Origin of the sequence: Corallococcus sp. AB045 (genome assembly GCF_003668895.1) — a bacterium.
In the GTDB taxonomy this organism is placed as follows: domain Bacteria; phylum Myxococcota; class Myxococcia; order Myxococcales; family Myxococcaceae; genus Corallococcus; species Corallococcus coralloides.
Map to the genome: position 1 here is coordinate 1 of NZ_RAWN01000116.1, position 16839 is coordinate 16839.

Annotated in this window: 13 protein-coding genes; 7 read left to right on the forward strand and 6 right to left on the reverse strand. The window is 67.8% G+C overall.

Annotation, left to right across the window (positions count from 1 at the left end):
- Both D7Y21_RS25240 and D7Y21_RS25245 read right to left on the reverse strand, forming a co-directional pair.
- A partial coding sequence (locus tag D7Y21_RS25240; RefSeq protein WP_147469370.1) for an iron ABC transporter permease occupies positions 1–1072 on the reverse strand: 1072 nt, incomplete at its 3' end.
- Between the two features lie 898 nt (positions 1073–1970).
- The gene (locus D7Y21_RS25245; protein WP_120562886.1) at positions 1971–3017 is read right to left on the reverse strand and encodes an ABC transporter substrate-binding protein; all 1047 of its coding nucleotides are present in this window, start codon (positions 3015–3017) and stop codon (positions 1971–1973) included.
- A gap of 155 nt (positions 3018–3172) precedes the next feature.
- Here D7Y21_RS25245 and D7Y21_RS25250 point away from each other — a divergent pair, with 155 nt between their 5' ends.
- Together D7Y21_RS25250 and D7Y21_RS25255 are read left to right on the forward strand one after the other, a co-directional pair.
- Positions 3173–4165, forward strand: coding sequence for an aldo/keto reductase (locus D7Y21_RS25250; protein WP_121716194.1), 993 nt, complete (start codon positions 3173–3175; stop codon positions 4163–4165).
- Between the two features lie 73 nt (positions 4166–4238).
- Complete coding sequence (locus tag D7Y21_RS25255) at positions 4239–5594, forward strand: family 16 glycosylhydrolase (RefSeq protein WP_120562884.1); 1356 nt, start codon at positions 4239–4241, stop codon at positions 5592–5594.
- 474 nt (positions 5595–6068) lie between these two features.
- Here the strand turns inward: D7Y21_RS25255 and D7Y21_RS25260 are convergent, their stop codons facing one another.
- A complete protein-coding gene (locus D7Y21_RS25260) occupies positions 6069–8231 on the reverse strand; it encodes a restriction endonuclease (protein WP_121716214.1) in 2163 nt (720 codons plus the stop codon).
- Here D7Y21_RS25260 and D7Y21_RS41915 point away from each other — a divergent pair.
- A complete protein-coding gene (locus D7Y21_RS41915; protein ID WP_158627349.1) occupies positions 8231–8389 on the forward strand; it encodes a hypothetical protein in 159 nt (52 codons plus the stop codon). The genes D7Y21_RS25260 and D7Y21_RS41915 overlap by 1 nt on opposite strands.
- Before the next feature lie 60 nt (positions 8390–8449).
- Here D7Y21_RS41915 and D7Y21_RS25265 read toward each other — a convergent pair whose 3' ends face one another.
- Entirely contained in the window at positions 8450–9565 is a 1116-nt protein-coding gene (locus tag D7Y21_RS25265) for a polysaccharide deacetylase family protein (RefSeq protein ID WP_233612274.1), read from the reverse strand.
- A gap of 195 nt (positions 9566–9760) precedes the next feature.
- Between D7Y21_RS25265 and D7Y21_RS25270 the strand changes: the two genes are divergently transcribed.
- The 4 genes from D7Y21_RS25270 to D7Y21_RS25285 all read left to right on the forward strand — a co-directional run bounded on the left by D7Y21_RS25270 (position 9761) and on the right by D7Y21_RS25285 (position 13321).
- Positions 9761–10630 (forward strand): ABC transporter substrate-binding protein, encoded by an 870-nt coding sequence (locus D7Y21_RS25270; RefSeq protein WP_233612275.1) that lies wholly within the window; start codon positions 9761–9763, stop codon positions 10628–10630.
- On the forward strand, positions 10627–11421 hold the full coding sequence (locus tag D7Y21_RS25275) for an ABC transporter ATP-binding protein (protein WP_121716200.1): 795 nt from the start codon (positions 10627–10629) through the stop codon (positions 11419–11421). The genes D7Y21_RS25270 and D7Y21_RS25275 overlap by 4 nt, the downstream gene beginning before the upstream one ends.
- Positions 11418–12359, forward strand: coding sequence for an iron ABC transporter permease (locus D7Y21_RS25280; protein ID WP_120562880.1), 942 nt, complete (start codon positions 11418–11420; stop codon positions 12357–12359). Before D7Y21_RS25275 ends, D7Y21_RS25280 begins: the two co-directional genes overlap by 4 nt.
- Positions 12360–12481: 122 nt before the next feature.
- The gene (locus D7Y21_RS25285) at positions 12482–13321 is read left to right on the forward strand and encodes a lipopolysaccharide assembly protein LapB (protein WP_120562879.1); all 840 of its coding nucleotides are present in this window, start codon (positions 12482–12484) and stop codon (positions 13319–13321) included.
- 21 nt (positions 13322–13342) lie between these two features.
- Here D7Y21_RS25285 and D7Y21_RS25290 read toward each other — a convergent pair whose 3' ends face one another.
- On the reverse strand, positions 13343–13561 hold the full coding sequence (locus D7Y21_RS25290; protein ID WP_014396547.1) for a DUF3185 family protein: 219 nt from the start codon (positions 13559–13561) through the stop codon (positions 13343–13345).
- 52 nt (positions 13562–13613) lie between these two features.
- Positions 13614–16754, reverse strand: coding sequence for a ribonuclease R (rnr, locus tag D7Y21_RS25295; protein WP_121716202.1), 3141 nt, complete (start codon positions 16752–16754; stop codon positions 13614–13616).
- Positions 16755–16839 lie beyond the last annotated feature (85 nt).

Here is a 16839-nt window from a genome sequence, read left to right on the forward strand (position 1 = left end):
GCCCCACCACCAAGAGCCCCGCCCCGGCCGCGAGCAACACACTGCGCCCCGTGGCCCGCAGCGTGCGCGCATCCCAAAGCACTCCGGACCAGTGCGACAGCGTCAGCGTGTCCCAGGTCAGCGCCGCGCCAAAGCTGCGTTGCAGCGAAGTAAGCAGGATGGCCGCCAGGGGCAGAACCACCAGGACGCCGCCCACCAGGCCCACCCCGGCGAGCGCCGCCGTCCGCCACGCGCCCAACGCGAGCACCCGAGGAGACACACCCTTCCCCGCGCTCAATCGCACCCGTCCGCTCCGGCCCAACAACCACGTCAGCCCCAGCGCCAGCGGAGTAAGCAGCAGGAGGAACGACGCGAGCACCGACGCCCGCGGCAAACCTTCTTCGCTGCCAAGCAGCACCAGCTCATAGATGCGGGTGGTGAGAACGCGGGTGGGCGGCGACGCCGACACGCCCAGCAGGTACGGCACGCCAAAGGACGACGCTGCCATGAGGAACACCATCACCGCGCCCGACAACAGCGCGGGCAGCACCAGAGGCACGGTGGTGTTCAGCACGGCGCGAAGCGGTGAAGCGCCACACACCCGCGCCGCTTCTTCCAGAGCCGGGTCCACGCGCCGCAGCGCCGCGGCCCCGGCGAGCAGCACCAACGGCAGGCCCGAAAGTCCCTCCACGAACGCGATGCCCGCCGCGCCATAGAGGTCGAACACGTCCGCGCCCAACATGCGGTTCAGGTAGCCAGCACGAGGGCTCGCGAGCGACAGCCACCCCATGCCCCAGATGAATGCGGGGATGGCGGACGGCAGCGTGAACAGCACGGTGAACGCGCCACGCAGGGGCAGGTCCGTGCGGAACAGGAGGAAGGCGAGCGGAGCCCCCAGGCACAGCGCCCACGCCGTCGCCCCCAGGGAGATGCCCAGCGTGTTCACCAGCGCCCCGGACTCCGCCGAGAGCACCGAACCCAGTCCGCCCGTCGCCGCCCCCACGCCCCGCACCAGGAGCGCCACGACCGGAACCACCGCGAAGAGCAGCAGCGGCACCAGCCACAAGGCCAACGCAATCCACCGCCCCCTCATCGCGCGCCCCCATCGAGGGTCGAGCGAATGCGCCCGCAGTGCGCCAGGCCCACGGCAGTGCGCCCCGTCCAATCGGATGAGAAAGAGAGAAGCCCACCGAGGCGCCCCGGCGGCGGAGCACCCCAAAAACCTGTCCGACAGTCGGACAAGTCGGCACCACCGCACGAACCCATCCGACGGTCCGACAAGCCGGAGCCAACACACAAACCTGTCCGACAGTCCGACCGGTTGAGGCCACCGCATGAACCGGTCCGACTGTCCGACAGGTTGGGGACACGGCAAGAACCTGTCGGACAGCCGGACAGGTTGGGGCCGCCGCCTCCTGTCCGACTGTCCGACAGGTTGGAGCCACTGTGCGAACGGGTCCGACTGTCCGACAAGTTGGAGCCACCGTGCGAACGGGTCCGACTGTCCGACAAGTTGGAGCCACCGCGCGAACGGGTCCGACTGTCCGACAAGTTGGAGCCACCGTGCGAACGGGTCCGACTGTCCGACAGGTTGGAGCCACCGTGCGAACGGGTCCGACTGTCCGACAGGTTGGAGCCACCGTGCGAACGGGTCCGACTGTCCGACAGGTTGGAGCCACCGCGCGAACGGGGCCGACTGTCCGACAGGTTTGGACCGCCGCTGCGGTCCCCCTGGGATGATGCGCCCCCGCGGATGATTCGCATGGGACTGGTCGAGCCCCCCACCAGGGATGGGGGCCCGTCGCGCCATCCGCACCACGGAAACCTGTCGGACAGTTGGACGGGTTGGGGCCGCCGCGTCTTGTCCGACTGTCGGACAGGTTTTGCTCGTGCCGGCCCGGAGGCGGTCTCCCTGGAGGTCCGGGGACGCTGGGCCCGAATCGGCGTTGGCTGCCACGCCGCGTCCCCATGGCGGGTCTCGCGTTCCTGGCTCATCGCGCGAAGGCCTTGCTGAAGGCTTCCTTGATGTCACCGCCGTGCAGCAGCCCCTGCTCCAGCAGCTCCGGCGTCCAGGCCTGGGCGCGGTTCAGCAAACCGTCCACGCCGGGCTCGCCACGCGGGCCGCTCAGGCGCGGATCCACGGCGTGCATATCGCCTTTCTCCACGATGATGCGCTGGCCCTCCGGTGACAGCAGCACATCCACCAGCGCCTTCGCCGCCACCGGATTGCGAGTCGACGCGAACAGCCCCACCGGTCCCGGGATGACCACCGCTCCGTCCTCCGGCCAGATGACCTCGATGGGGCTGCCCTTTGCTTTCGCCGCCAGCGCGTTCTCCAGCAGCAGCACGCCCGCGTCCACCTCGCCGCTCTCCACCTTCTGGAGCACCGCCGCGTTGCCACCCGCCACCACCGCGCCCTTTTCGCGCAGCCCCGCGAAGTACGCATCCCCGCGCCGGGCGTGCAGGAACACCGCCCACGTGAACGCGGTGCCGGACGTGAGTGGATCCCCGATGGCCACCCTTCCCTTCCAGCTCCCATCCACCAGCGCCGCGAATGACTTCGGAGCCTCGCCCGCGCCCGCGCGGTGCACCAGCACCATCGTGGACAGGCGCACCGCCGCGTACCTCGCGTCCAGGTCCACCAGTGTTCGCGGAATGCGCAGCGCGTTCACGGACGCGTAGCGCAGGAACGCGCCTTCCCTCGCCAGCCGCTCGTAGAGGAACGGATCCGACGTCATCAACACGTCCGCTCGCACCGCGCCCGCGGCCCGCTCCGCCTCCAGCCGGCTGGCCACCTTCTCACTGCCCGCCTGATACCAGTGCACCTGCACGCCGGGCAGCCGCTCCTTGAGCAAGGGCTCCAGCGCATCCAGCACGTGCCGGTACATCGACGTGTAGACCCACACTTCGCCGGATGGAGTTGAAGCCTGCGCCACGGCGGCGCCTCCCGAAGGCGCGGCGGATTCGATGCGGCACGCGGCCAGGAGGATCAGCGCGAGGAGCGGCCCCACGCGCCGCACAAGGAGAGGGATGCGCATGCGGGTGTCGATTATGCGGCACGCGCCCTCCCTGCACACCTGGTCCGCTGCGGTGGCTCCTGCACATTCGGCCCGCGCGCCCATTGTCCCGGGCGTCACCCGGTCCCAACGTCGGCCTCCCAGACGCTACCTGCTCTCTGGAAGGACGCCCGCGCATGACCCGGAAGGAATTCCTCGCCGCGACGATGTCGCTGATGGTTGCCCCGCCAGTGCTCGGGGCCTCGCCCAGGAAGGCGAAGAACGGGCCCTCCGTGCCCCGCCGCAAGCTGGGCCGCACCGGCCAGGAGGTGTCGTGCATCGGGCTCGGGGGCTTCCACATCGGCAAGCAGAAGGAGGAGTCGGAGAGCATCGCGCTCATCCGCGGCGCGTTGGACCAGGGCATCAACTTCCTGGACAACTGCTGGGACTACAACGACGGCAAGAGCGAGGAGCGCATGGGCAAGGCGCTGCGCGACGGCTACCGCGCCAAGGCCTTCCTGATGACGAAGATCGACGGCCGCGACAAGAAGACCGCCGCGAAGCAGATCGACGAATCCCTCCAGCGCCTCCAGACGGACCACCTGGACCTGCTCCAGCTCCACGAAGTCATCCGTGACAACGACCCCGACCGCGCCTTCGCCGAAGGCGGCGCCATCGAGGCCATGAAGGACGCGCAGAAGGCCGGCAAGGCGCGCTTCCTGGGCTTCACCGGCCACAAGTCCCCGGACATCCACCTGAAGATGCTGGAGACCGCGAAGAATCACGGCTTCCGCTTCGACGCCGTGCAGCTGCCCCTCAACGTGATGGACGCCCACTTCAACAGCTTCGAGAAGCGCGTGCTGCCCGTGCTCGTGAAGGAGGGCATCGGAGTGCTCGCCATGAAGTCCATGGGCGACCCGTTCATCCTGGACAGCAAGACCGTCACCGCGCCCGAGTGCCTCCGCTACAACCTGTCCCTGCCCGTCAGCGTCGTCATCACCGGCATCGATTCGCAGGAGCGCCTGCAGCAGGCGTTGACCGCCGCGCGCACCTTCAAGCCCCTGAACGAAAAGGACATCCAGTCCCTGCTCGCCAGGACGAAGGACGCGGCCCAGGACGGCGCCTACGAGAAGTACAAGACGAGCCACCACTTCGACGGAACCGTCCAGAATCCCCAGTGGCTCGGCTGAGGTTGTTCCTGACTTCCTGGCAAGACATGTCAAAACCGGCAAATATGAATGCTCCCCCTACCCCGGAGCATGCATGCACCGCCCTTTTCGAGCAGGCCTTGTCGCCGCAGGACTCCTGACCACCCTCTCCGGCTGTTCTCCGGAGCCGGAAGCTGCCCCGGTGGAGGCGGAAGGCTACGGGCAGACGCAGCAGGGCGAGCGCTCGTACGACCCGGGCTCGGGGTGGTCGCTGTCATGGCAGGACGACTTCACGGGCACGGCGCTGAACACGGGCGCGTGGAACGTGCTGACGAGCAACTGGGATCCGGTGACCAACAACTGCAACTTCGGCACGGGTGAGCTGGAGTTCCCGCGCGCGCAGAACGTGGCGGTGGCCAACGGCAAGCTGATCATCTCGGCGGAGCGCACGGCGGACAACCCCACGGACTCGCGCTGCGCGGGGCAGTACCGGTCGTTCTATTCCGGCCGCATCCACACCAAGGGCAAGGTGGAGGGGCGCTACGGGAAGATCGTCGCGAGCATCAAGGTCCCGCCGGGCTACGGCATGTGGCCGGCGTTCTGGACGCTGGGTTCGAACGTCCAGAGCGCGGGCTGGCCGGCCGCGGGGGAGATCGACATCCTGGAGTGGAAGTCCACGGAGCCCACGTGGATGAAGTCGGCGCTACACTGGCACAACGGCGGCAACGCGGACTGGGGCACGGGCGCGAGCCGTGGCGTGGATCTGTCGCAGGACTTCCACACGTATGAAGTGGAGTGGACGGCGAACACCATCGTGTTCCGCCTGGACAAGGACTTCGTGTCCACGGCGACGTTCAACCACAACGAGTCCGAGTTCCAGCAGAACCACTACCTCATCCTGAACCTGGCGCTGGGAGGCGTCTGGTACGGGAACCCGGCGCCGGCCTCCATCGACCTGGCCTGGGGCGCGAAGAAGACGATGGAGGTGGAGTGGGTGCGCTGGTACCAGCCGGGCGGCTCGCAGTCGCTGGGGCTGACCAACCCGGGCTTCGAGAACGGCATGACGGGCTGGACCACCTGGAGCCCGAACGGCACGGGGACGGCGGCGTTCTCGGAGACGTACAACGGGGGGCACTCGGGCAGCTTCCACCTGACGCACTGGACGTCGGCGGCGCCGTACGAGGCGTGGACGTACCAGACGAAGTCGGGCCTGGCGTCCGGCAACTACAAGCTGCGCGCCTGGTTCCGAAAGGGAGGCACGTTCGACTTCGCGCGCTTCCAGGTGAAGAACTGCGGCACCTGCGCGCCGGCCATCACCAACCTGGGCACCTACGGCAACTACACGCTGCTGGAGACGCCCGCCATCAACGTCACCAACGGCTATCTGGAGTTCGGCCTGCACAGCAAGTCGCCGGCCCACAACGGCGCCAACTTCATCCACATGGATGACGTGGAGCTGATCAAGCTGTAGGCCCCGGCTGTCTTCACGCGCGCGCCGGTGCAGACACCGGCGCGCGCGGCGTCTGTCGTCGGCTGACCGTACTTTACGGAAGGTTTCATAACCACTGCCCATCGCGTGTTTCTGGCGCTGAGCACCGCCGCCATCGTCGCGCTCCTCGGTTGTGACTCCTCCACCTGGGCACGACCAGCAAGCCCGCCGCAGCGGAGCAGGCTAGAGCCTTCATCACCACTCCGGACCGCCGCCAGTTGCGCACCATCTAATGCGAGCCATAAAAGTGCAGCGTCGCTCACGTCTTGATGCAAATTCAAGCGCGCGATTCAAGGTCGAGCACTCATGGGCTGCATGTGGCTGCCGGATTTCAAAGGCGATCAAAAAGTGTCGACTCGGCGCAGACAGCGCAAGCTCCTCGGCCGAGTTGTCGGGCCTGGAGGGCCAACTGACTGATTCGGCTCAGCCAGCACTTACGACCACCGTCGTAAATCCCTATTCATGTCGAGTTAATCGAAGAAATTCCTCACCATCCAATAGGCGCAGCCCCTCAGTCCTAGCCAACCGGCGGCTTTCCGCCGTAAACGAACTCGTCGTGGCAACCATACCCCGAACTCCCACCGGATACGCCCGCATTGCCCCCAGCAGTTCTCGCAGGATTGCTGGCCCGACCTTTCGATGTTCCGCATAACACTTACACTGAACAACCCAACATTCCTGCTTGTCGCCCCCTAATTCACCCCGAGTCGCATAAACGTCAACCCCTCGATCCCCGCGTCTCGAGGCCGAAACATGCTGCACGTCGAAACCAAGTTGCTCCATCAGACGCTTAACATCACGCTCAAACTTAAACCACTCAACCCCACCTACTGCCGCGGGTCTCGTCTCATTAACCTCATAGAGAGAAAGCAATGCAGAGCGGCTTCGATAAATCACAGATCGTTCTTTATCGCCGCGTTCATGAGGCCGAACGAAAGTATAGTTCTCAGGGACAGCGAAACCATAGCGCTGACCCAACACTCTCTGGTGCTCCGACGGATGTTCCGCTCGACGCAAGTGCGCTCGGACATAGTGCGCTCGGCGCTCCTCCTGTCCGAGGTCACTCACACAGGCATCTATTGAGGGCTCTCCAACGTATTTGACTCTCGGCAAGTAAACAACAACAGGTTCTTCGCCATTACCGCCCCTTGCTTTCCCTGGGCGAGAGTGCCGCAGCACGCTTCGAAACACTCTCTCTCGCTCCTCCACCACTAAAAAGTCACGAAACAGAGAGGCCAACAAGAGCTTGAGCGCTGCATGAGCACGCGCTGCCTTGTCCGTCTCAGGATCAAGCGATCCGAAGCCATTACACACCACGCGCTTCTCACGAGTATCCAGAGCAATCTCCAAATATTCGCCAGACTTGCCTCGGGCAACAAAACAAACATCCACTCCGTATTCCCAAGCCTGAAAATGCGAAAATGGACCCACTTGAAGCTCGAAGATCGCACCAGGCTCAATAGCCCAGACGCGATGCACCAGCGCCTCGTCGATCAGGGCATCCGCAGCAACTTCGGCCTGCTCTGGCTTGTCAGAAAAAGGAAATATTTGCCAAGCAGTCGACCCAGGCCGCAAGTCCATTGGGACATCCACACCGCCCACGAAACGACCGGTATTGACATGAAGTGCCGAGAGTTGCCGAGCCCAGTACTCCTCAACTGGGAAGCCACCAGGGAAACCTTGCGGATCAATTTGCAACAATCGAATCTCACCTGTAGCCAAGTCCAGCCACGGCAAGAATGCTCCCTCAGCTGTCAGTTCCGTACAGAGAAGGAAGGCTTCGGTCGCTGCCAGTTTGAGGACGCAGTGAGCATGCCCGCTAGCCTCATGCGCATATGCATCAAACTCACGATTCGCAGCAATGAAGCTTAAAAACCCCGTACCACCGCTCCCCTGAATTGCACGGATCGCATCCAGCACATCTTTAACCCCCCAATCAGGCCTCGCTGTAATCTCAGCCAGCGGGCGAAAACTCTCTGGCGGACTACGCCCCTGATGGACAAGAGAAGGGGCGCCCCGCGCTTTCTCCGCAACATCATTAAGCGAAACCAGTGCCCGTCGATACTCTTTCGCCCATCCTAACGCGAGCTTTTCTTGAGGCGTAGCGCGAGCCCTGAGGCTGGGATGGTGATCAAACATGAGCCACAGGGCGGCTCGTTCATCCACCATCAAAGGCACATGTCCAGCCACGGCCGACCATTGCTGCTGAAAATCGGGCTGCCGTGCTAACTCAACGGCAAGTGCGGCAACGCACCGATCTCCTCGAACAATCACAACTCGACCCACTCCCGACACAAGACTGGAAAACGCCTCATGTGTCGGCTGAACAGCCACGCATGAAAACCCAGCTTTCCAGAAGAGCGTGATTGTCAAAACCGCTCCGAGATCGGTCTCCCAGCCATAGGAATAAAACATGAAATCTTCATCTGGCCGAAACGTGCCATCCACGAGAAAATAGAAGGTAGGCACATCTCCCGCCACCAACACGCCCATCCTTCCGCTGTTTTTATTTATTTCCCTCAAGACTTCTGCAGTTACAAGACTTTGAGAGAGCGGCTCAATGAACCGCACGTGTTTCCTAGCTAAGGCGCCAAGCGGCCTAGACTCTTCGAAGTCCATTGCACAGCCTTTCCAGACTCCAGATATTCAAGTGCAATATACAACCCGCCATCAACGTCACCAACGGCTACCTGGAGTTCGGCCTGCACAGCAAGTCGCCGGCCCACAATGGCGCCAACTTCATCCACATGGATGACGTGGAGCTGATCAAGCTGTAGGCCCCGGCTGTCTTCACGCGCGCGCCGGAGCAGGCATCGGCGCGCGCGGTGACGCTACGACTACGGCACCAGCACGAAGTCGTCCACGTACAGCGTGCCCTGATCCGAACCCGATTCGTCCATCACGTAGAAGTCATCCACCGTGCCGGACGTCGCGCCCAGGGCGCTGAGCGGAATGGAGACCTTCTGCCAGGTCCCCGCCGCGATGGGGTGCCCCAGCGCCGTCTCCAGGCTGATGCTGCCCAGCGGCGTGCCGCCGTTGTAGAGCGCCAGCCGCACCTGCTGCCCACCCGTCGTGCCTCCGTGCACCCAGAGGTCGATGGACTGGTACAGCGACAGGTCCAGCCCCGAGTGGTGGAACATCAGCGCCTCCCAGTAGTCCGGCTCGAAGCTGACCGCCGTGGACCCGGAGTGCACCGTGACGGACTGGTCCAGGTCGTGCGTCGCCCAGCTCCAGTTCTGGAAGCCACTGCCCATCGCGTCGTCGTAGACCACCGTGCCCACCGACGGCAGCGCCTCCGTGAGGCCATCCGTCAGCGCGAGCCCCTCCTCCACCGTCACCGTGCGGATGCCCGTCGACTGCACGTAGTTGAGGATGTTCGTGAAGTTCGTCGTCCTGTACTGCGTCTCGCGCGTGGGCGTGCCGCTGGTGAACTCGTGGAAGAGGATGATGAGCCAGCTCTTCTCCGCGATGGCCTGGTTGATCCACCCCTTCACCGTCGCCACTGTCACGGCGCTCGACACGTCGTTGGCGCGCAGTTCGTAGATGACCGTGTCCTTGTAGTTACGGCCCGCGTTGATGGTGCGGTGGCTGGCGTACTCCGTCTTCAGCGCCGTCATCACCGTCGCGTTGTACGCGCCGTAGGGTGACGCGAAGTCCTTGCCGCACGTCGCCCCCACGTTCGTCTCCAGCCACGCGCGCGAGTCGTGCAGCTCCGACGTCAGCTGCGCGGGTGTCAGCGTGGGCAGGTCCGCGTGCGTGCGCGTGTGGCTGGCGATCTCGTTGCCCTCCGCCTTGAGCGTCTGCACCTGCGCGAGGCTCATGTAGCCGCCCCACCCCTGGGCGATGGCATCGGTGACCAGGTAGTACGTCGCGGGGATGTTCCGCGACTTCAGCGCCGGCCTCGCCAGCGTGTACTGCGTGCTCCAGCCGTCATCCAACGTGATGGAGATCATCCCTTCCGCGAACGGCGACGCCGCAAGGGCCGGGGAAGTGCAAAGCAGCGCCGCGGCGCAAAGCGCGCGGGACGTCCAATTCATCCAGGTCATGTCCGGGTATTCCCTCTGTGAGGAGCTCCCAGGATAAGCGAAACCCAGACACCGCTTCCCGGACACCCGTCCGTGACGCGCGTGCTAGAAGTCTGCCCGCCCATGAGTCTCTTCCGCCTCCCCTCCCTGCTGTGCGTGGTGCTCGCGCTCGCGGCGGGCTGCCAGCGTCCCGCGCCCCCCGCTCCGGAAGCCCAGGCGCGGCGGATCGTCTCGCTGTCGCCGTCCGTCACGGAGACGCTGTTCGCCCTGGGCGCGGGCGCGGAGATCGTGGGCGTGTCCGACTACACCGCCCTGCCCCAAGGCACGCCCGCCCTGCCCAAGGTGGGCACCACGTTCGCGCCGAACTTCGAGGCCATCGCGAAGCTCAAGCCCACGCTGCTCGTGGATCAACAGGTGAAGCAGGCCCCCGCGGAGTCGCTCTCCGCGCTCGCGCCGCTGAAGGTGCTGCCGTGGACGTCGCTCCCGGAGGTGGTGGAGAGCGTGAAGGAGCTGGGCCGGCTGAGCGGCCGCGAGCCCCAGGCCAACGCGCTCGCGGAGCGGCTGAACCAGACACTGTCGCGCCCCGCGCCGAAGGACGCCCCCCGCGTGTTGCTGGTGCTGGGCGACACGGCGGGCACGCTGTCGGAGGTCTGGTACATGAAGCGCGCGTCGCTGCACGGCGCCGCGCTGGAGGCGGCGGGGGCTCGCAACGCCGTCGCGGAGGACGTCACGGGGCCTCCCAACCTGTCGCTGGAGGGCGTCATCGCGCTGGATCCGGACGCGGTGCTGGTGCTGATCAGCGTGCCGGCCCTGGATGCCGCGAAGCAGGCGCAGCTCCTGGCACCGTGGAAGCAGCTCACCGGCCTGCGCGCGGCGCGGGAGGACCGGGTGCGGCTGGTCATCGGGCCCGACGTGCAGTCCACCGGGCCCGCCATCCTCGACGTCGTCGAGCGGCTCCGCGCCGCCCTGGGCACCCTGCCCTCCGCGCGATGACGCCCGGGCTGACGCTGGACGCGGTGACGGTGCGGGCGCGGGGGCGGACGCTGCTGGACAGCGTGTCCCTGCGCGTGGCCCCCGGTGACTTCGTGGCCATCGTCGGGCCCAATGGCGCGGGCAAGTCCACGCTCCTGCGCGTGGCGCTGGGCCTGCTGCGACCGGATGCCGGGCATGTGTTCGTGGACGGGCAGGACGTGTCGGGCCTCGCCCCCCGGGAGCGCGCGGCGCGGCTCGCGTGGCTGCCCCAGCGGCTGGAGGCGGCGGAGCCCATCACCGCGCTGGAGCAGGTCGTCTCCGCGCGCTACCGCTTCCCCGAATCCCGCCGGGCCTCCGAGACGGCGGCGCACCAGGCGCTGGCGGAAGCAGGCGCGCAATCCTTCGCCCTGCGCCCCATCACGGAGCTGTCCGGCGGCGAGCGGCAGCGCGTGGCGGTCGCGGGGTTGCTCGCGCAAGAGACCCCGCTGGTGCTGCTGGACGAGCCCGCCAACTTCCTGGACCCCGCGCAGCAACTGGAGCTGTACACGCGCATGGGCCACCTCTGGCGCGCGGGTCGCGGCATCCTCTGCGTCACCCACGACGTCAACGTGCTCTCGCACACCCACGCGCCGGGCACGCGCGCTCCCCGCGTCGTGGGCCTGTCCCAGAGCCGCGTGGCCTTCGAGAGGAACCTCGACGCCCCCGACCTGGGCGAACAGCTGGGTGAGCTGTTCGGCGTGCGCATGCACGGGATGTCCGTGGAAGGCCACCGCGTCTTCGTGGGCCTGCCCCGGAGCGGAGGTGCTCCGTGAAGGTGAAGGCCTGGATCCTCGTGGCCGTCTGCGTGGCCGCTTGCGCGGTGGCGCCGTTCATCGGACCGGGGCTCACCCCGGACTCGGCGGACTTCGTCTTCTGGCAGCTGCGCGTGCCCCGCACGCTGATGGCCATGCTGGTGGGCGGCACGCTGTCGCTGGTGGGCGCGGTGTACCAGTCCCTCTTCGCGAATCCGCTCGCCGCGCCCAGCACCGTGGGCACCACCGCGGGGGCGACCCTGGGCGCGCTGGTGGCCATCATCCTGGGGGCGCGGCTGGCGTCGGGCTGGCTGCCGCTCATCACCGCCGCGGCCTTCATGGGGGCGCTCGGTGTCAGCCTGGTGGTGGCCGCCATCGCCGCGGGCCGCCGCGTGCGGATGAACGACGTGGTGCTCGCCGGCATCGCCTGCTCCATGGCGGCGAGCGCCATCGCCACTGGATTGCAGTTCACCGCGGACTCCGCCGAGCTGATGGCCGCCATGCGCTGGTCGCTCGGCCACCTGCCGCAGGTGGGCTATTCGGGCGTGCGGCTGCTCACCCCGTTCGCGGCCGTCACCATCGTGGGGCTGCTCGCCCTCACCCGCGCGCTGGAGGTCTTCATCGCCGGTGAGGAACACGCCGAGTCCCAGGGCGTCCCCGTCCGCCGCGTGCGCACGGTGGCCATCGGCCTGGGGGCGCTGGGCGTCGCCGCCTGCGTCGCGTGGTGCGGCCCCATCGCCTTCGTGGAGCTCATCGTCCCGCACCTGGTGCGCCGGACGCTCGGTGTGAGCCGCCGGGTGCTGCTGCCCGGGTCCGTGGTGGTGGGGGCCGCGTTCCTCGCGTTGTGCGATGCGTCGGCGCGGCTGATCCTCCCCGGGCGTGAATTGCCCGTGGGAGTGGTGACGGCCGCCCTGGGCGCGCCCCTGCTCGTCTCCCTGCTCGCGCGCGCACGCTCCTGAAGCGCCCCTCCGGCCCCGGCCTTCAGGACGGAGGGGACACGACGCGAGTTCGGGTATATTCCGCGCCGCGTGGGGCCCCCGGCTGGGACGTGCCCCCTGGAACTTCACGAAAGGCTTTGGGCATGAAGCGACTGGGTAGCGTGGGTTTGATGCTGGGTGTGCTGACCCTGGGCGGTTCCTTCGGCTGCGCCGATGAGAAGGAAGAGAAGGCCAAGGAGCACCGCGCCAAGGGCTCCAACTTCCTCATCGAAAAGAAGTACGCGGAGGCGGCGAAGGAGTACGACGAGTCGCTGAAGATCGACCCGAACCAGGAGAAGGTCTGGGAGAAGAAGGCCTTCGCGCACCTGCAGGCGGGCGAGACGGACCTGGCCGCGCAGACCGCGCTGAAGCTGGTGGACTTCGCGAAGACGCCCGAGGCGAAGGCCGACGTCTACCGCAACGTCGCGGCGATGTACGCGAAGAACGGCCCGCTGGACAAGGCGGAGCAGTACTTCCAGGAGTGCCTGAAGATCAACCCGAAGGACACCGACGCGCTCGGCTGGATCGCGGAGGTGCACTCGCAGCGCGGTGGCGCCCGCTCCATGTCCGCGCCCGCGGTCCCTTCGGAGCTGGAGCTCGCGCTGAAGACGTATGATCAGGTCATCGCCATCAACCCGGACCTGCCCAACCCGTACCTGAACAAGCGCGTCGTGATGTTCAAGTACATCGAGCACGAGAAGGCCATGATGCAGGCCGCTGATCAGGAGGCCGCCGAGGCCGCCACGCCGGCCAAGCCGGAGAAGGGCAAGAAGCCCGTGGTGGATCCGAACGCCGCGGAGCGCATCGCCGCCGCCAAGGCCAGCTCCGCCGCGCACGCCAAGCGCATCGAGGAGCTGACGGCCCAGGCCAACGAGGCGACCAAGCAGTTCGGCGAGGCGACCAAGCGCGCCAAGGCCGCGCAGGCCTCCGGCGCCACCAAGTAGTCCGGGTGGAGGGGACGGGGCCTAACGCCGGCCTCGTCCTCCCCCGAAGAGGGCCAGCAGCACGCCGCCCACCAGCGCGGCGCCGCCGCCCGCGACGTAGAGCGTGGTCTGCTCGGTGTTGCGGCCGGTGATGAGCTCCGTGGCGCGCTCCGTGAGCGAATCCCGCGCCTTGAGCCCGGTGAACAGCAGCACTCCGCCCGCCACCGCGAGCATCAACCCCACGATTCGCACAGCACCCACACGGCCTCCTTGAGTGGAACGGCGGCGCGGCCGGAAGGTCCGGCCCCGCGGTTCAGCGCTTGCGCTTGGTCGGGGCGCCCCGCCCCTGCTTCTTGCTCGCGCCCTTCGAGCCGCCGGCCTTCTTGCCCGGCGCTGACTTCTTCGAGGGCTTCGCCTTCGCGCTCGCGCCAGAGGCCGCCTTGCGGACCTTCTTGGACGCGCCCGCGCGGCCCGGAGCCTCCCCCGTGGGGAGCTGGCCCCGCTGCGCGGCCAGCGCGCGGATCCGGTCGAAGCCCGGGTGCGGTGAAGCGGCAGGGGCGTTGTCGTCGGAGTCGAACGAGGGCGGAGTAAAGGCCTCGCGAGGCGCCTGGGCCTCGGCTGAGGTGCCGGCCTCGTCGCCTTCCTCCACAGCGGGGAGCGAGGGACGGATGACCTTGCGCTTGCCCTTGGCCGGGGTGGCCGGCTCCGCCTTCGGCGCGGGGGCCTCTTCCGTGCGGGAACGCAGGAAGCGGGAGCCAGCGCGGGCGGGCGCGGCCTCTTCTCGGCGCCCTTCCCGGCTGAACCGTCCTCGCGGACGCGGCGCGGCCGGCGCTTCTCCCAGGACCTCGTCGCCGTACCCGGAGACCGTCGCGGCCTCCACCGTGGCGGCATCCTCGGGCGTGGGCGGCTCCCACGCCTTCTTCACGCCGAACGGCGTCTCCTCCGCCTCCGCGAGCGACCGCCACTGCTCCGCGTCCGCGGCTTCATCCCCCGCGGGCTTCCGGGACGTCGTGCGGCCCGTCTTCGTGGCCTCGCGCTCGTTGCGTCCGGGCCTGCCACCCTTGTGACGGCCCGGCGCTTCGTTCACGTACTCGCGGCGGCGCGGTGCCGGACGTGCGCCGCCGGTCCGCTGGAGCGGGGCCTCGTCCTTGAACTGGAGCGCCTCGAAGTCGATCTTCCGCGCCGTCGTGTTCGCGGACAGCAGCCGCACGCGCAGCTTCTGCCCCACGCGCACGCGCCGGCCATTCGGGTACACGAGCGAGTGCGTGCGCTTGTCCAGCTTGGAGCCCGGCCCCAGCGACTCGCCCTTCACCAGGCCCTCGACGTGGACCTCGTCCAGCTCCACGAAGAAGCCGAACTCGGCGATGCCCGCCACCGTCGCGTCGAATTCCTCGCCCACGCGGTCCTTCATCATCAGGGCCGCGTAGAACGCCACCACCTCGCGCTCCACCGTCATGGCCGCGCGCTCGCGCTCCGAGCACTGCTGCGCCATGCCCTCCAGCCGCTCCTCTTCGCGCTCCATCTGCGCTTCCGAGGGCTTCTTGCCCTTGCGCGCCCACACGGCCTTCAGGACGCGGTGCACCAGCAGGTCGGGATAGCGCCGGATGGGCGACGTGAAGTGCAGGTAGTTCTCCGCCGCCAGGCCGTAGTGGCCCACGCGCGTCGCCGTGTACACGGCCTGCATCATGGAGCGCAGGAGCAGCTGGTTCAGCGCCCGCTGCTCCGGGTGCCCCGCCAGCTGCGTGATGAACGCGTCCAGCTCCTTGGACGAAACGCCGTCCTCCACGTCGAGCTGGAAGCCGTACGCCTCCGCCAGCACCGCGAACGCCGCCAGCTTCTGCGGATCCGGCTCGCCGTGGAACCGGTACACCGTGGGCAGTCCCTCGTCCTGGAAGTACGTGGCCACCGCCTCGTTGGCGGCCAGCATGCACTCCTCGATGAGCCGGTGGCTGTCCTTGCGCTCGCGCTTCTCCATGCGCAGCGGCAGGCCGTCCTCACCCAGCATCACCTTGTGCTCGGGCACGTCGAAGTCGATGGCGCCTCGCGCCTTGCGCATGCCCATCAGCGCGCGCGCCAGCGCCATCAACTGCTCGAACTGGGGCTTGAGGAAGTTCCGGTGCGGCACGTCCTTGCCGTCCAGGACGTCCTGCACCTCGTTGTACGTGCAGCGCGCCACGCTGCGCATCACCGCCGGGTACAGCTCGTGCGTACGCCGCTGGCCGTGGCGGTCGAACGTCATGTCCGCCACCATGCACAGCCGGTCCTCGTCCGGGCGCAGCGAACAGATGCCGTTGGACAGCCGCTCCGGCAGCATGGGCAGCACGCGGTCCGGCAGGTACACCGACGTCGCACGGTTGAGCGCCTCCGCGTCCAGCGCGCTGCGCTCCTTCACGTAGTGCGACACGTCCGCGATGGCCACCACCAGCCGCCAGCCCCCGGCCTGGGGCTCCGCGTACACGGCGTCGTCGAAGTCGCGCGCGTCCTCGCCGTCGATGGTGATGAGCGGCATCGAGCGCAGGTCGCGGCGGTTGCCCTCCGTGGCCTCCGCTTCGGTGACCTTCACCGCGAACGCGTCCGCCTCGTCCATCACCTCCGGCGGGAACTCGTCGGAGAAGCCATGCGCGAAGGCGGACCCCAGCACCTCCGCGCTCGGGTCGCCCGGCCTGCCCAGTGAGCCGGCCACCTCACCGAACAGCCCCTGCCCGGGCTCCAGCAGGTCCGCGCCCACGCCCAGGCGGACCTTCACCAGGTCGCCGTCGCGCGCCATCTGCGTCGGCGGCACGCGGATGGGACCCGGCAGGCTCGTGTCCGTGGTCGTCACCAGCGAGTGCCGGCCCTGCGCCACGTACGTGCCCACGGCCAGCTCACGCCGCCGGTTGATCACGCGCACCAGCCGGCCCTCGAAGCGGCCCGGCCGCCCCGCCACCTCCACGAGGACGCGGTCGTTGTCGAGCGCCCGCTGCGCCTCGCCGGGCGGCAGGAAGATGTTCTCTCCCTCGCCTGACACCGGGTGCACGAAGCCGAAGCCGTCCCGGTGAATGTGGAGGATGCCCTCCACCGCGGGCTGCCCGGAGTCCTCGAAGCGGTCGTCCCGGGAGCCGCGCTGCAGCGAGCGCCGGAAGTCGCCGCCGCCTCGGAAGCCCGGACGGTCGTCGCGGAAGCCGCCCCGGCGCTCCTCGCGTCCACTGCCCGGTGCGGGGCCCCGCTTCTTGAAGGGCGGCGCGGACGCGTCCCTGCGGGATTCGGGGCCGGCCTCGGGCGCGCGAGGGCCTTCCAGCCGGAAGCGCTTGCCGTCCTTGACGATGACGCCCGCGCGCACCAGCTCACGCAGGGCGCGCTTGAGTTCGGTCTGCTGGCCGGGGTTCAGCCCCGCGACGCGAAGGAGCTCCTTCACGCCCAGGGAGTGGTCTGCTTCGGCGAGCAGCTGTCGGATGTGATCTTGGGAGAGGCTCACGGTGGGGATGCGGCAAGGCCGCTGAGGGAACGGGTAAGCCCGAAGGGTGCGGGCGGGAACCCCCCGGCTCCCATTCGCCCTCCCT

Coding starts and splice junctions, on each gene's coding strand:
- D7Y21_RS25245 (WP_120562886.1), bottom strand. CDS start 3,017: ATGCGCATCCCTCTCCTTGTGCGGCGCGTGGGGCCGCTCCTCGCGCTG.
- D7Y21_RS25250 (WP_121716194.1), top strand. CDS start 3,173: ATGACCCGGAAGGAATTCCTCGCCGCGACGATGTCGCTGATGGTTGCC.
- D7Y21_RS25255 (WP_120562884.1), top strand. CDS start 4,239: ATGCACCGCCCTTTTCGAGCAGGCCTTGTCGCCGCAGGACTCCTGACC.
- D7Y21_RS25260 (WP_121716214.1), bottom strand. CDS start 8,231: ATGGACTTCGAAGAGTCTAGGCCGCTTGGCGCCTTAGCTAGGAAACAC.
- D7Y21_RS25265 (WP_233612274.1), bottom strand. CDS start 9,565: ATGATCTCCATCACGTTGGATGACGGCTGGAGCACGCAGTACACGCTG.
- D7Y21_RS25270 (WP_233612275.1), top strand. CDS start 9,761: ATGAGTCTCTTCCGCCTCCCCTCCCTGCTGTGCGTGGTGCTCGCGCTC.
- D7Y21_RS25275 (WP_121716200.1), top strand. CDS start 10,627: ATGACGCCCGGGCTGACGCTGGACGCGGTGACGGTGCGGGCGCGGGGG.
- D7Y21_RS25285 (WP_120562879.1), top strand. CDS start 12,482: ATGAAGCGACTGGGTAGCGTGGGTTTGATGCTGGGTGTGCTGACCCTG.